This window comes from Neobacillus bataviensis (genome assembly GCF_019969725.1).
Map to the genome: position 1 here is coordinate 59146 of NZ_JAHXYW010000012.1, position 14284 is coordinate 73429.

The window sequence follows — 14284 nt, forward strand, 5'->3', positions numbered from 1 at the left end:
TTAAAACCATGCAAGTATGTAAATAGGTTTGGAAACAAGGTAATAACAAAAATTAATGTATAAGTGTTTTAAAATAAAGGCTAATAACTTATTTATTCTTAAACGAACCTACTCTTGCACCCTATCGTTTAAGTACAATGTTTCACAATTTTCGACATTATTTCAATTTGCTTAATTAGCTACACTAGTCTTCACTTCATTTGAAGAATCACTTGTTTGCTTCTTCCAGAACAATGTGATAACTATTCCCAGAGATAGTATCACAGTCGCAAAGTAGTAAGGGTAGTTGATATCTATATCAAATAATATACCCCCTAGAATTGGTCCACTAATGTTAGCCAAACTTGTAAACATAGAGTTCATTCCACCAACGAAACCTTGTTCGTTCCCGGCGATATTTGAAAGGTATGAAGTAACTGCTGGTCGGAAGATATCGAATCCTACAAAAACAATAAATGTAACAAGTAAAATAGAGAAATATGAATGAACAACAGTCATTAAAAAGACAAGTACGGCTGATAATATTAAGCTATATCGAATCAGTTTAATTTCGCCCCAAATTTTTGTAAGCCAATCAAATAATACGACTTGTGAAACTGCACCAAAAATTGCACCACCTGTGATAACAATGGCAATATCGGACGGTTTAAATTGAAATTTATGGTCCACAAATAGACTAAAGAACGATTCAAAAGCTGCTAAACCAAATGAGGCAATAAAAATTAAAATAAACGCAAGGAAATATTTTGGGGCAATAATTCGTTTGAAACCCATCTTACTGTCGGAGACTTGTTCATTATTATCTTCTCTGCGATTCGGCTCAGATAATAAAATAATAGAAAGTATAGCCGCAATGGTACCAAGTGCTCCTGCAAAGAAGAATGGTATACGTGTTCCAAATTCCGCTAAGAATCCACCAATACCTGGACCAATAATAAATCCTGTACTAATGGCAGCTGACATAAACCCGAGTGCTTTCGGGCGAGTATCCAAATTTGTAATATCAGCAATAAAAGCTGTAACTGCTGGCATAATGAAAGCAGCACTAATTCCTCCTAATACGCGGGAAATAAATAGCATTTCGATTCCTTTTCCGATCCCAAATAAGAATTCTGAAATGCCAAAAATAAATAAGCCAATAACAATCATAATTTTCCTGCCGAATTGATCTGCTGCTTTCCCTGCGAATGGTGAAACGATCAATTGAGCTATGGCAAATGCTGCTGTTAAATAACCAACTGTTGTTCCAGTAATGCCTAATTCATTCATCAGCGTAGGTAAGACTGGAATTACAAGACCAATTCCCAAAAAGGCTATGAATAAATTCATTAATAATAATCCTAAGGTGACTTTATGAGTCTTCATCTTTTCCACTCTCCTTAACAATACAAATTACTTAAACTAATTTGGATTATTTTCATTTGTTTACAATTTCCATCCTAGTGTATATAGTAACTATATAGTCAAGGGGGTACCCTAAAAAATGGATAAAAAACATGGCAAATATTTAACTACTGGGGAATTTGCGAAGCTTTGTAAGGTAAACAAACAGACAATCTTTTATTATGATCAAATTGGACTTTTATCTCCCCTATGGAAAAATGAAAAAGGCTATCGTTATTACTCAATTCACCAAATAGAGCTTTTCTTTGTTATTGATTTATTAAAGGATCTTGGTATGTCGCTGAACGATATTCAACAATATACACAAAATAAATCTCCTGAAAGTTTTTTATCATTAATGCACCAAAAAAAAGAAGAGATTGTGAAAAAGCGTAAGGAGATTGAAATGAAGGAAAGAATGATTGATGCAAAAATTGCATTAATGGAAGAAGCATCACACCTTGATTTTCAACGAATTACGCTTAAACAATTACCGGAAGCAACACTTTATCTAAGTAAAAACATTGAAAATGTAACTGATGAAGAATTTATTGAAGTTATTTCAGATTTTATTAATGAATTGAACATATCTCATCTTGATTCAGGATATCCAATAGGTGGTATTACGAAACGGGAGCATGTAATGAAGGGAGAATTCTCTAATTATAGCTTTTTATATATTGAGCAACCACATCCAAAGGTGGGATATCCGTATTTTCAGGCTGTGAAAGGCGATTTTCTCATTGGATATCATATTGGGGATGAGAAAACAATACATAAAACATATAAGCGACTTTTTTCAGAGATGGAACGTTTAAATTTAGCCTTAGGTGATTATGTTTTTGAAGAGTATATTTATGATACAGTTGTAATGAATCATAAGGAACATTACGTCACCAAAATTATGATTCAAGTCGAACAAATAGAGAGTTAATTTCTCATTAATTCTAGTATCTTAAATCTTGCCCCCGTTACAATTAAAAAAAGACAATGATAAGCGTGGTATTTTCACGCTTTTTTGTATTAATAATATGTATTTTATTGAACCCTGTTGTTAAACTCCCTCAGTATAATTCGATTTTCTCCCCCGAATACTCGCTTATTCGTAGGATTTCCTAAAACCTATTATTTCTCCCATAGTTCAACCAGTCTACCTTTATTAAACCATTCCCATCCTCCACAATTACTGCTGTTTACAGATTTCACCCTTTTTATAAAAAAAGCAGAAGCTTTAAAAACTTATTTTTTATTAAGAAAAAGTTAAGGGGCATTGTGCATAATCAATCCTGTAAGCGAGATAACAACAAAAAAACATATACATGTCAGTTTTAGGAGGAATTACACAATGAAGAAAAAATGGTTATTTTGGCTTCCAGTCGGAGCAGCAGCAATCTGGGCTGGTTCTCATTTACTTCCAGGTATCGGGCACTTTGGCCACTTTGGCGGTCATGGCATGATGCAGGGAGGATCTGGACAAGGCATGATGCAAGGCGGTCAAGGTCCGGGTATGACCCAGGGCGGCATCGGTCAAGGGATGATGCAGGGCGGTCGAGGTCATCGCATGATGGGGCATGGCGGGAAGCATGGCTTTGGCTTTGGCTTTGACTTCGGTTGGACAAGAACCCTTATCGGTGTAGGTATTACACTTTTCGGTATCTCCCTTCGCAAACATGCCGGAGATAAAGTTTGGAAGAAGTGGGCTGGTTATGGATTAATTGGTCTTGGCCTTGCAGCAGCCTTAAAAGCAGCCCTTCCGGTTCTGGCAATTGGGGCAGGTGCTTACTGGTTGTTTAAGAAAGCAGGTTCCTCTAAGCAAAAGGGGTACAGCCCTATCGGCTATACAGCAGCACCTGTGGTTAGCAGCAACTCACAAATACTAGATGCATGGGAAAAGAATATAACTAAGGAGGAAAAGTAAAATGGGTATTTTTAATAGAGTAAAAACAATCGTAATGGCGGACTTACATGAATTATTGGATAAGGTGGAAGATCCAATCATTCTATTGAATCAATATATGCGTGAATTGGACGAGCAGGTTGAGAAGGCCAAGGAAACATTAGGTCATCAGCTGTACTTAGAAAAACGTCATGAGCTGCTTGTCGCAGAGGCCTCGGGAGTGGTGGCAAAACGTACACGTCAAGCTGAGCTTGCAGTTGAAAAAGGTGAAGATACCATCGCAAGAATGGCTCTTCAAGAAAAATTACAGCAGGAAGCAAAACTGAAACTCTATCAAGAGCAGCATGAGGCAATGAAACAACAGACATTAGCTCTTCGTGAACAAATTGATACATTGCTTGAAAAATACAACGAATTATCGAACAGACGACTGGTGCTAATCTCACGTGCACATGCGGCAAAGGCACAACAGCAGCTGCAAAAAGTGGTCGCTTCCTTCAGTACGGACAATGCCTTGAAAGGGTTCCGCCGAGTAGAAGATTATGTCCAGCAATTAGAGGCACAGGCTTCGGCTGCTTCCTACTTTATCCCTTCTGCCCCAACGGTAAACTTGGAAGTACAAGAAGCGGTTGAACGTGAGTTGGCCCTGCTAAAGGAAAGTAAGTAATGAACGCTACTAGTTTCATAAATACCTTGGAGTCTGGCCTGCAAGCAAAACTAGTTGATGTGAAAGAGCTGGTGCCAGGTAATTTAGGATCCATTGTTTCTCATTGGGGTGTAATGCTGGGGATTAGCGATTTTCAATTATCTTTGTTCAGTGTTTTACTCGTTTCTATCACTCTAGCAGCTTTAGTAGTTGGCTGGTACCTTCGCAGGTTTAGTAAGAAAAAATGGCTGGGATATATCATTAGTTTCATCGGCTTTCTTCCTGTCCTACCGATTATGATGGCCGGAACCCTTGTTTATTGGATGGGTAAACTATATTGGAAGAGCGGTAAAGTTCGCTCGAACAAAGAATCGGCACCTAAGGAACCACGGAAGGATGGATCAAACATAAATGACTGGGAACAGGCTTTGAAAGGATTGGAAAAATTACAATCATAGTCTGATATTTATGAAGACAGAAAGACTGCATATTGCAGTCTTTTTGATATGCATTACTTTATATTAAACTGAAAAACATATTCGATACTCCCAGAAGGAGTACCTATCCTTAATTCCCCTAAATAATAACCTGCACCTGTTGGTAATTCTGTAATATTGATATAATCTTCTTTTGTTACTTTGTATGAAAGTTTAATATCGGTTGGTCCTAAATTACGCCCATCCTTTGTTAAAGAAAGCTCCCAATTCCCTTTCATCTCATCCCTAGGTGTATTTGCGTCTTGGAATCCCCGTGGCGGGATGGGACTAGTAATCTCAAGGATAGACCCTTTCTCTAAAAAAATTGGAGATTTCCCTTTTAAGACTTCTTCTTTTGAAGTCGTCGTACAAGGATTAATTGGACTAGGATTATCCCTGTAAGTACACCTATTAAAAGAATAAATTTCTATATTATGATTATCAACCCGAACTTTTGGTGCTTGGTCCAAATACATTAAATCTGCCGCCTTCGCCCTTTCCTCCTTAATGTAATTATATAAAAGCATTATAGGTATGATTGAAATTATTAATAAAAGCCCCCATAATCTTATATTTTTCACAGAATAGGAATCCCCCTTTTTGATTGTCAAGCTGATTGCCTAACTATGAGTTTATAACAAACTTCCTAATTATACCATAAGATAATTCCCTTTTTTTCCAACCATAAAAAGAGCCCTCCTGCATTTATACAGAAAAGCCCCAAACTTACATAAAATCCCAATTATCAGCGCCGCTGAACTAAAAGGACTAAGTGTATCACCCACATACAACATCATTGCGAGATCTGTGTAATCAGTCTTTCCTGTTCTTCAATTGAAATATTTCCTATATTTTCTTATTACTAATTTGAAAGGCTGGTATAAAATTCAGCAAGAATGGTAATCATATAGATACCAAGAGTTTATTCCCTTTTTGCCCCTCTTATTGAGGGGTTTTTTTATGGGATTATGAGCAATTGTAGAATAAGGAGGAATTCGTAGAATTACTATCTAGATTTGTAGAATGTACCTCTTATTTTGTAGATTACTCAGTGAATTTTGTAGAATGCACCTCTTATTTTGTAGAATAACTCCATGTATAAGAGACTACTAGTTTGTCGATACTGATGATAGTTCAGAAATCGAGGGGGAATGGCTAATGAAGGAGAATAAATTGTTATTATCTGAGTTTGCTACAGAAGATGGTTTCGAGCTTAATAGTTATATCACGCAGCTGTTTGAGGTATTTTCTAATCTATCAAAAGGTGACAATATGAATACAGAGCCAGCCCCGAAGTAAGGGCTGGCTTTTTAAATATTTTTTCTCCAATATATTTAATCTTTACGCCATTTACACTAGTATCCTTTTCGAAGGTTTCGGAAGATTTATTATAAGTAACCTTTAGAGTACTTTCATTAAGCCATTCAATCGAAAAACTTTTATCCGATATAAATGTATTTCCTGATTCATTCTCAAGATCTTCATCTTTCGCTAATATCGATAATTGCGGTGAATAGTTCGTTGTGGCTCCACAGTCTCTTAAGAAGACATAAGCTACTTTATCTCCGCCTGGGGACGGGACACTTTTTAAAGTTTGATTCCCACATGCACCTGCAAATAGTAAATCCAATAAATATTTACCTGTGATATAAACAATGCAAATAAGACTATTAAAGTTATTAAAAGAGGCTTTATTCTTTTTTTCATTAGAAATCACTCTTCCCTACATTTTTTGGTAATTGTATCACACAAATACATAGAATATCTATGTACTTTTCCTGAAACTTTGACTTTTTTTGTAGTATTTCCCCGGAAAAAATCTAATTTTGCTAGTTTCTAGCTAAATTTAGGGTGCAGTTTTTGTCTGACGATTCTGGAAGGAATTACGGGGCTTGGAACTAATATTAAGACTAAACCAGTAATAGAAACGTGAGGTGGGTTCGTTTGCTTAAAATGAAAAAGTTATTGGTTGTTCTAGTGGCTCTTGTGCTGCTGCATGTGTTTCCGAATGTGGTTTCGGCGGAGGGGAATCCGTCAGGCTGGAAGCTTGAGGGTGGAACGTGGCATTTTTATGATGCTGGTGTGATGAAGACCGGGTGGGTGCTGGATGCTGGCAAATGGTATTATTTAGGTGAGGATGGCGCGATGCGGACAGGCTGGGTGAAGGACGCGAGCCATTGGTACTATTTGGACAAGCATGGCATGATGAAGACCGGCTGGGTGCTGGATGCCGGCAAATGGTATTACCTCGATCAGCACGGGGCAATGAAGACCGGTTGGGTGTTGGATAGCGCCAAGTGGTATTACCTCGATCAGCATGGGGCAATGAAGACCGGTTGGGTGCTGGTGTCAGGCACCTGGTATTACTTGGATTCGAAGGGTGCAATGGTTAAGGGTTGGAAATGGATTGGCTCGGCCTGGTATTATTTCAGTTTGCGTGATGGCGGGATGTTGCGGCAGAATTTTGCTGATGGATATTATTTGATGGATAACGGCCGGATGACCCTGGCTGGAAATGCGGATGTTGTTTCGGCTGTGGAAGGGTTGAAAAAGTGGATTGATGTGGGGTTGACGCAGTCTGATCTGCAATCGCGGCTTGGTGCCGGGTATCATGATTTGGTAGGGATTGAGGGCGAAAAGTATTGGTTGTATACGTTGAAGGTCAGCAGTCCTGGCACATATAAGGCGGTGAATTGGGATGCTGATGATTTCGGCGCAGAGGATTTAGCGAACGGTTCTGCCGACGTCATTGTGCTCGTGTTTTGGGATAGCACGAAGAAGGCGTTCCAAGTGTCGATGGATTATTTCGATGCGAACCACAAGTTCCATCATTATCATTCTTCTAAATATGATTATGTGTATAATTAAATAAATTGCCAGTCCCTTGAACCTTGGGACTGGCTTTTTTTATACAAGCGGTGCGTTGATTAAAGTGGTGAAAAAGAGCTCATGAACATGGCCATCGTCAAGCGTGGTTGTTCCTTGAACTACATGAATATGTTTTCCGCCTCCGATATCGATGGCAGGACCAGTTGTAATCGCGACTTCGTGATGATGATCTAAAAAATCCGTATTCACCATGATGGTATGAACATGACTATCCCCCATCGGAATCACCTCACTGGTCACACCTGCGAAACGATGATTATGCCGATCATCATCTTCCTCTGCTAACTTCGTGCTTGCGGTGAATTCATGCACGTGGGTTTGAACGGTGTTTGTATTCTCAGTCGGACTTACACTTGTCTGCCTATTTGAATTTTTCCTGTTCCTATTTGAATTGGCATTTCCTTGATTCCAGCTCATAAGAACCCACCCCCCTCTTAATTGCATACGAAAAAAATATATTCAAAGGGAATCCTTTTCATGAGCTATTTGTACTTTCTTATTTATTTTTAATGAAGCCGTTTTTTATAATCGTGTTAATTGTGCTTTTTACTCTTTTTTACAATCAAATCCACGATTGCCTTAATAACAATCAAGCTTACAAGACTAACTAGAAATGAGTAAAAATAGTTCCAGTTCAAAAGCTTATATATGTCCATTTTGGAAAAAAGAGTTGCCCCCACGAAGGAAATTAGGGCAGATAAAAGAGGATTGCCAATGATATAGGGCTTCCATTTACTGCAATATTGGTAAAGCAGTGCGACAAGGCTCGGCACTATTCCAAAATCTGCAGCATTAAATCTTGCTGTAAAAAACAATAATTGATGAGGATATTCCCACAGGTTAAATTTAACTCCTGTTTCATCCAAAGTACCAACTATAATAAAGGCAACAAGAAAGGCAATGGTGATGGGTAATATTCTTTGTCGGTCAATGAGGACTATGAATAGGAAAAATAGCCCGAAGTTGACAACCGCAATAACCCACCATTGAAAGGAAAATAAATCAGTATGAATCCAATATTCTTTCTGTATTTGGTTAAGGCTTTTATGCAGCTCCTCCATTTGTTGATACATGTTGTCACAACCTCTGCATTGGAATTCAAATCTAATTTTTCCTATCTTTTATGTTTTTTCCAACATAAAAAAACCCCCGTAGCCAATATGACCAGGGAGTTCGTTACTTTATACATTTTGATGCTGCTTCCATTGGCTAAGCTGGATAACTCCAAGTTCTGGCTGCGGGTCTCCTTCTAGTACTGCCAAATATTCAAGGGAGTTTCCATCCGGATCCTCGAAGTAGTAACAAGCCGCTGGCATCCAGGCATGGACAACCGGTTCCGACGCATCAAATCCAAACGCAGGCCGAAGCTCAATTCCTTTGCTTTCAAGGTATTGTGGCAGTTCTTGTAATTGTTCTACCGATAGTGCGAAAGCGAAGTGCTTTTTGAAAAATTGGTCCTCTGGGACTTCCCAAACTCCGAGCATTTGCTCTTTTGTACCAGGTTCACCAAGCCAGAAAAAGGCGACCCTTCTTTCGTTAAGCACATAGGCAAGATCCAGGTCGAGTGATTGATAGAATTCAATTGATTTTTCTAGGTTTTTACAGTAAACATGGGTTTCATATAGTTTCGCATTTCTCATTGAGCATACCACCAATCTGTATTTGATGATTTCATTTTAGTGGTTTTATTGGTTGGAGACATTGTGCTTTGGTGGGATTATTTCTCCACCAAAAGTCGTAGGTTATTCTTTTGTCGATCTGCCCTTGGCCTTGTCGCCTCTTAAGATCATACATGTACTAGTGGAATGGGCAACAAGGCTTTCTTTTTCGTCATAAACATGGCATTCGAGCAGGCCGATCGAGTTCCCCTTTTTGATAACTTGTCCAACAGCACGAAGCTTTGATTTCCAAATTGGTTTCAGGAAGTTTAGTTTTATTTCCACTGTGGTAAAAGCTTCGTCGTCCGCCAAAGTGCTCGCAAACGCATAACCCATCGCGGCATCCGACAGGTCGCAGAGGATTCCCCCATGTAGTGTCCCCATTGGATTGTATAGCCGTTCCGAGGTCTCCATCTCCATGACCACTTTTCCCTCTTCCAGTCCAACTAGTTCAATCCCAAGAAGCTGCGTAATCGGTGCTCCAGGAGCATCCCCGGTTAATACCTTATTTAATTGATTATAATGCTTCATCGTCATGGCCTCCATTTGGTTAGTTTGAATTTTCTGTATTTTTATCATACCATGAATTGGATGAGCGTGTCTTTTTTGGGGGAGCGGGACTAGAAGTGACTGATAAGTTTGCAGAAGTGACCGATATCTTCTTCTATCCGACCGATATTTTTTATAGTTGCTGATTAGGCTGCGTTATCCGCTGATTGGCGACCTCTATCCGCTTATTGGCACTCGCTTTCCGCCAATTGACAACCGTTATCCGCTGATTGTCCCCCCATCTACCCGCTGATTGCCACCCACTCCCCCCACCTCAAACAAAAACTCCCTCAGCCATCTGGCCAAGGGAGTCCTCTTATCCTCTTAAAGTCCCATTACTATTGAAGAAATACCATTTTCCTGAGATTTTTACCCAGCCTGTTACCATGGCGCCGCTCGAGTTGAGGTAATACCAGAATCTGCCGTCCTTCAGCCAGCCCGTTGCCATCGCACCGCTTGATTTGAGGTAGTACCAGTACTTGCCGTCCTTCAACCAGCCGGTTGCCATTGCACCGCTTGGCTTGAGGTAGTACCAAGCACCGCCGTCCTTCTGCCAGCCCGTTGCCATGGCTCCGCTTGATTTGAGGTAATACCAGTTGACGCCATCCTTCAGCCAACCGGTTCGCATAACGCCATCGATATTGGAATAATACCAAGTGCCTCCGACCTTATACCATCCCTTTTTCAGATTGAAGCTGACGGGATCATAATAGTACCATTTGCCATCCCGGGACACCCAGCCAGCAAGATTTGCCGCTGTCCCTGAGACGACAATCGTTGCAGCCTCGCTCACGTTTCCAACCTTATCAATAGCGACAATGGTTAATACGGTGCCTGACACCTGCGTCGGAATTGGGACCGAAAACTTGCCATCCGTACCAGTTTCCGCTGAATTGATTACATGGACCCCGCCCTTTACTTCTACCTTGGAACCAGCCTCCGCCGTACCTGTGACCGCTTTATCCTTATCCGTTACAGCATTCACAACCGGCTTAGCAGGCGCATCCACATCTTTTACCACCACCACTGTGGCATCACTAACATTACCAGCCTGATCGGTGGCTGTGACGCTCAGTTCGGTGCCTGACACCTGAAGTGTAATTGGAACCAAAAATTCACCATTTTCACCAGCAGTTGCAAAGCTTAAAACAGACCCGCCAGCCTTTACTTCTACCTTCGCACCTGCCTCCGCCGTACCTGTGACCGCATGATCCTTATCCGTTACTTTCTTCACTTCTGGTTTTGCAGGCGGGGTTGTGTCCGATTCAATTGTGAACGACCCATCGGCAAAAACGGTCGCGCTGTTACCTGCTTTATCTTTTATAAAAATAGAATCTATTTTCCAGACACCTGGCATCGTATCCTTCGCAGCCTGGTACCAGCCCACCCACTCACGTGCCGACTCGTCATAAGTGAGACTCGCTGTATCCTGTGCATTGTGCTCCTGATTTGATAATCGCACGTCTACCGCTGCCACACCGGATTTATCATCGAGTGCTGTCACAGCAATTTTTGCTTTTTCGCCGGTTTTTACGTTTGATGGGCTTATTGTTACGGTTTCAAACGTTGGAGCCTTCGTATCCGCATCCGGGTTTGTGACGGTGAAAGTCTTCCCATCCTGCCAATCCCAAGTGCGGTTGCTGGCCTTGTCGGATACATCCAGTGCCCTTAAGGTCCATTCACCCGGCTCATCTGCAAGGCTAATTTTATACGTGCCGACCCATTTTTGTGACTGCTTATTGTATGTAAGGTCAACAGAACGCATTAAGCCGCTCGGACTTGCTAAAGAAGCTGCTGCTGAACTTACCCCTGATTGATCATCGTTCAATGCTGCGGAAATACCAATTTCCTGTCCAAGACTGACTTGGGTTGCGGAAAGCTCGACACTATCGACCACTGGAGCGGTGGTGTCAGCATTTGCATTCGTATTCGTAATGCCGTTTGGATCGGTAAACCAAGTACCGTTGCCGGCGGTATCGCTGGCATTCACTTCCACTGTCCAAGCTCCAGCTTCATCATTGTCTTGTACCTGATACGAGCCAGCCCATTTTCCTGCCGCCGCGTCAAACTTTAACGGAACTTCACGGAAGTCTCTGGAGTCGCTTGTCAGGTAAACGGTTGCTGCCGTTACGCCTGTTTCATCGGTCGCACTTGCCGTAAAGTTAATGGTCTCCTTTGGTTTTGCGGTTTTCGGAGAGACTTGCAAATCCTTTACGACAGGCGGTGTAACATCCACGGCCGGATTCACAATGGTCACTTTGCCTTGTTCCTGCTGCATCAAGTTGCCGGCTGCATCCCATGCCGAAACTTCTACCGTCCACAGTCCATTTTCGTCGATAGACTGCACTTTATACGTACCCGTCCATTTTCCGGAAGCTTGATCGACGGACAATGAGATGTAACGGAATTGCCCAGAACTGCTGTAAAGATGGACATCCACTCCCTCCACCGCTGAATCGTCTGTCACCACAGCCGTAAATTGCACGTTCGCATTCGGCTTTACTGTTGATGGTGAGGTTTGAAAATTTTGCACAACCGGCGTGTTCGTGTCACTGGCATTTGCGACCGCTTGAGTTTTTACTTGATTGCTAGTGGATTTCGAAATAGTTTTTGAGCCAGTAGCTGATGCCAGCCCCGCTCCCGGCAGCAGCAGCAAAAGGCTTAGCACCAATAGAAAAATCTTTTTCCCCAAACCAACTATCGCCTCCTTAAATTGTTATACATTGAAAAATATATTGCCAACTTGGACGTAAGATTCCATTCATTAGTAAAAAAATAATAGGCTTATAGCCCTAGTGATTTTTGTATGGTCATTTTTTTCCTAGAATACGCTTTTCGAGCGCCCCCCTCCTCTAACCGCAAGTTTTTGGGTATAATAAAGGAATATTGATTTTTTTAAACAAACGTATTTATTTTTCAAATAAAGGGGGTCGCGGCCTTGGAGTCGACACCTGAAAATAAAATAATGGATGACTTTACAGAGGAAATCCGGGAATTTCTGAGCCCAAATTCTGCCGAGGATGCGCGGCTCGTCCAAAAAGGGCTAATGCTGTACCGGCAAGGACTGGTTACCCAATTACATAGAGAAAAAGATGAGGTTACAGCGGTTGTGCAGGATGTGACGCCGGTAAAGGTGCTGCTCGACCTCAGTTTTTATACGTTAAGCGAATGTTCATGTCCGCAAGAAGGCTGGTGCCGCCACAAGATGGCTGTATTCTTTGCGGCATATGCGAAGGTGGGCAGCGTTTCGGACTGGGTGACAGCATGGCGCGAACCGATGCAGGAGAAGAAGGAGCTCTCGAGCTGGGGCATGCAGACAGCGAAGGATTTAATCAAGGCGAACGGTGTGCTAAAGCCGGAGTACAGCCGCTGGGTGCACTCATTTGAGGTCAGTTTTGATACCCTGCTCGCTACGAAAAAATACACGAGTCCTTACGTCATTCCCGAGTTGTTCGATATCTATTCTAGGCGTATCCAAGCCAGTGCGCCTGTCGAACAGGAATGGCGCATGCTCTATGACTTGATCGGGATTGTGGTTTCCTTCCGCAAGCTCGCCGTCCTGACGGAGGAGCTTGGGCACGGTGAGGAAATGGTTAAGCGTGTCTATCTTCATCTCTTCCATAATTTGATGGATGATGCTGAGGAGCTAGTCGGCAAATTTGGGGTGCAATCGCTGCCTTTTGCCTTTGATGAGTTTATCGAGAAACTGAAGGAAGATGCGTTCGAGCTGCTGACCTGTGCTTCGGTGCTGGAATATGAGCGGATTTACTTGTACCGCCTTCTGTGGGCCTCGCTTTTTAAAAAGAAACTTTGGCGTGAGGCCGAACTCGAAAAGATTCAAGCGCGCGGGAAGGAGCTTCAGGACTGGGAAAATCCTCTTCCGCTTGTGGCTGGCAGGATTCACTTGAATTTTCTGCTCCAAAACGATGAGCTGGCCTTGAAAATGCTCGGAATGGTTAACGATTCCACGTTCACGCCCTATCTGGTTTATTGGATTGACTATTTGAGTCATTTGAAAGCGTGGCGCCGCGTCGGGCCGGTCGTTGATTTATTTTTACAAAAAATAAAAAGCTATTTAGAGGTGTTGGGCGGGTATCGCAGCTGCACGACGTTCACAAGGACTGCGCTCCGGTCGATTGCCTCTTATTGTGCGGAAAACGACCGGGCGGACTTGTATGAACGGGCTTTACTGCAGACGCTCCCATATAGTTTTGCAGAATATGAGTATTTACTGTTTGAACGCGGGCAGTACGACCGGTGGGGCGAGCTCCATGCTTTCGTCGGCATGGAATTCTATGATTTGCCGAAGGATAAGCTGAAAATCGTCGAGAAGGAGCGTCCAGAGGTGCTGCTGGCGATGCTCCACCAAACCGCCCAGCGCGAAATCGACCAGAAAAACCGGGCGAGCTACCGAATGGCCGTCCGGCATCTGAAAAAACTCCGAACCATATACAAAAAGCTGAAACGTGTCGACGACTGGCAGTATTTTTTAGATACCCTGATGGAACGCACCAAGAGATTACGGGCTTTTCATGAAGAATGCAAGCGGAGCAAGTTAATTGAGGTATCAACGGAATAGCGCGCTGTGGTGTTATTGGTGGTGTCTTTGGTGGTGTCAGTTGGTGGTGTCAGGCACCGCGCGTGGACACTTCCCCCATTTTGTCCACGTCGGGTGGACATTATGAATGGTTTGTTTTGATTCGCAAATAAACCCCATGGATTCACAAATAAAATTGGGCTATGCGCAAATAAGATACCCAAAGTTCACCTATTTTTTATGAAATAG

Annotated in this window: 14 protein-coding genes; 7 read left to right on the forward strand and 7 right to left on the reverse strand. The window is 42.1% G+C overall.

Annotation, left to right across the window (positions count from 1 at the left end):
• Positions 1–171: 171 nt before the first annotated feature.
• On the reverse strand, positions 172–1365 hold the full coding sequence (gene norA / locus LC455_RS23955; protein WP_223594761.1) for a multidrug efflux MFS transporter NorA: 1194 nt from the start codon (positions 1363–1365) through the stop codon (positions 172–174).
• A gap of 118 nt (positions 1366–1483) precedes the next feature.
• On the opposite strand from norA, the gene LC455_RS23960 reads away from it, so the two are divergent.
• From LC455_RS23960 to LC455_RS23975, 4 genes are all read left to right on the forward strand, one after another.
• Positions 1484–2317, forward strand: a complete 834-nt coding sequence (locus tag LC455_RS23960; protein ID WP_223594763.1) for a MerR family transcriptional regulator — start codon at positions 1484–1486, stop codon at positions 2315–2317.
• Positions 2318–2728: 411 nt separating this feature from the next.
• On the forward strand, positions 2729–3301 hold the full coding sequence (locus LC455_RS23965; RefSeq protein ID WP_223594765.1) for a hypothetical protein: 573 nt from the start codon (positions 2729–2731) through the stop codon (positions 3299–3301).
• Position 3302: 1 nt separating this feature from the next.
• The gene (locus LC455_RS23970) at positions 3303–3947 is read left to right on the forward strand and encodes a PspA/IM30 family protein (protein WP_223594767.1); all 645 of its coding nucleotides are present in this window, start codon (positions 3303–3305) and stop codon (positions 3945–3947) included.
• Complete coding sequence (locus tag LC455_RS23975; RefSeq protein WP_223594769.1) at positions 3947–4384, forward strand: hypothetical protein; 438 nt, start codon at positions 3947–3949, stop codon at positions 4382–4384. The genes LC455_RS23970 and LC455_RS23975 overlap by 1 nt, the downstream gene beginning before the upstream one ends.
• Before the next feature lie 53 nt (positions 4385–4437).
• On the opposite strand, the gene LC455_RS23980 is transcribed toward LC455_RS23975, so the two are convergent.
• Positions 4438–4983 carry a hypothetical protein gene (locus tag LC455_RS23980; RefSeq protein ID WP_223594771.1) on the reverse strand — a complete coding sequence of 182 codons (546 nt, stop codon included), beginning with the start codon at positions 4981–4983 and terminating at the stop codon, positions 4438–4440.
• A 577-nt stretch (positions 4984–5560) separates the two neighbouring features.
• On the opposite strand from LC455_RS23980, the gene LC455_RS23985 reads away from it, so the two are divergent.
• On the forward strand, positions 5561–5701 hold the full coding sequence (locus LC455_RS23985) for a hypothetical protein (RefSeq protein ID WP_223594772.1): 141 nt from the start codon (positions 5561–5563) through the stop codon (positions 5699–5701).
• A 654-nt stretch (positions 5702–6355) separates the two neighbouring features.
• A complete protein-coding gene (locus tag LC455_RS23990; RefSeq protein ID WP_223594971.1) occupies positions 6356–7270 on the forward strand; it encodes an N-acetylmuramoyl-L-alanine amidase family protein in 915 nt (304 codons plus the stop codon).
• Positions 7271–7309: 39 nt separating this feature from the next.
• Here LC455_RS23990 and LC455_RS23995 read toward each other — a convergent pair whose 3' ends face one another.
• The 5 genes from LC455_RS23995 to LC455_RS24015 form a co-directional block, all read right to left on the reverse strand.
• Positions 7310–7708 (reverse strand): YmaF family protein, encoded by a 399-nt coding sequence (locus LC455_RS23995; protein WP_223594774.1) that lies wholly within the window; start codon positions 7706–7708, stop codon positions 7310–7312.
• 116 nt (positions 7709–7824) lie between these two features.
• The gene (locus tag LC455_RS24000) at positions 7825–8364 is read right to left on the reverse strand and encodes a CBO0543 family protein (RefSeq protein WP_223594777.1); all 540 of its coding nucleotides are present in this window, start codon (positions 8362–8364) and stop codon (positions 7825–7827) included.
• A gap of 108 nt (positions 8365–8472) precedes the next feature.
• On the reverse strand, positions 8473–8931 hold the full coding sequence (locus tag LC455_RS24005) for a VOC family protein (protein ID WP_223594779.1): 459 nt from the start codon (positions 8929–8931) through the stop codon (positions 8473–8475).
• 102 nt (positions 8932–9033) lie between these two features.
• The gene (locus LC455_RS24010) at positions 9034–9480 is read right to left on the reverse strand and encodes a PaaI family thioesterase (protein WP_223594780.1); all 447 of its coding nucleotides are present in this window, start codon (positions 9478–9480) and stop codon (positions 9034–9036) included.
• 334 nt (positions 9481–9814) lie between these two features.
• Entirely contained in the window at positions 9815–12190 is a 2376-nt protein-coding gene (locus LC455_RS24015; RefSeq protein ID WP_223594782.1) for an Ig-like domain-containing protein, read from the reverse strand.
• 246 nt (positions 12191–12436) lie between these two features.
• Here LC455_RS24015 and LC455_RS24020 point away from each other — a divergent pair, with 246 nt between their 5' ends.
• A complete protein-coding gene (locus LC455_RS24020; RefSeq protein ID WP_223594783.1) occupies positions 12437–14077 on the forward strand; it encodes an SWIM zinc finger family protein in 1641 nt (546 codons plus the stop codon).
• The last annotated feature ends 207 nt before the right edge of the window (positions 14078–14284 follow it).

Coding starts and splice junctions, on each gene's coding strand:
- norA (WP_223594761.1), bottom strand. CDS start 1,365: ATGAAGACTCATAAAGTCACCTTAGGATTATTATTAATGAATTTATTC.
- LC455_RS23960 (WP_223594763.1), top strand. CDS start 1,484: ATGGATAAAAAACATGGCAAATATTTAACTACTGGGGAATTTGCGAAG.
- LC455_RS23965 (WP_223594765.1), top strand. CDS start 2,729: ATGAAGAAAAAATGGTTATTTTGGCTTCCAGTCGGAGCAGCAGCAATC.
- LC455_RS23970 (WP_223594767.1), top strand. CDS start 3,303: ATGGGTATTTTTAATAGAGTAAAAACAATCGTAATGGCGGACTTACAT.
- LC455_RS23975 (WP_223594769.1), top strand. CDS start 3,947: ATGAACGCTACTAGTTTCATAAATACCTTGGAGTCTGGCCTGCAAGCA.
- LC455_RS23985 (WP_223594772.1), top strand. CDS start 5,561: ATGAAGGAGAATAAATTGTTATTATCTGAGTTTGCTACAGAAGATGGT.
- LC455_RS23990 (WP_223594971.1), top strand. CDS start 6,356: ATGAAAAAGTTATTGGTTGTTCTAGTGGCTCTTGTGCTGCTGCATGTG.
- LC455_RS23995 (WP_223594774.1), bottom strand. CDS start 7,708: ATGAGCTGGAATCAAGGAAATGCCAATTCAAATAGGAACAGGAAAAAT.
- LC455_RS24000 (WP_223594777.1), bottom strand. CDS start 8,364: ATGTATCAACAAATGGAGGAGCTGCATAAAAGCCTTAACCAAATACAG.
- LC455_RS24005 (WP_223594779.1), bottom strand. CDS start 8,931: ATGAGAAATGCGAAACTATATGAAACCCATGTTTACTGTAAAAACCTA.
- LC455_RS24010 (WP_223594780.1), bottom strand. CDS start 9,480: ATGAAGCATTATAATCAATTAAATAAGGTATTAACCGGGGATGCTCCT.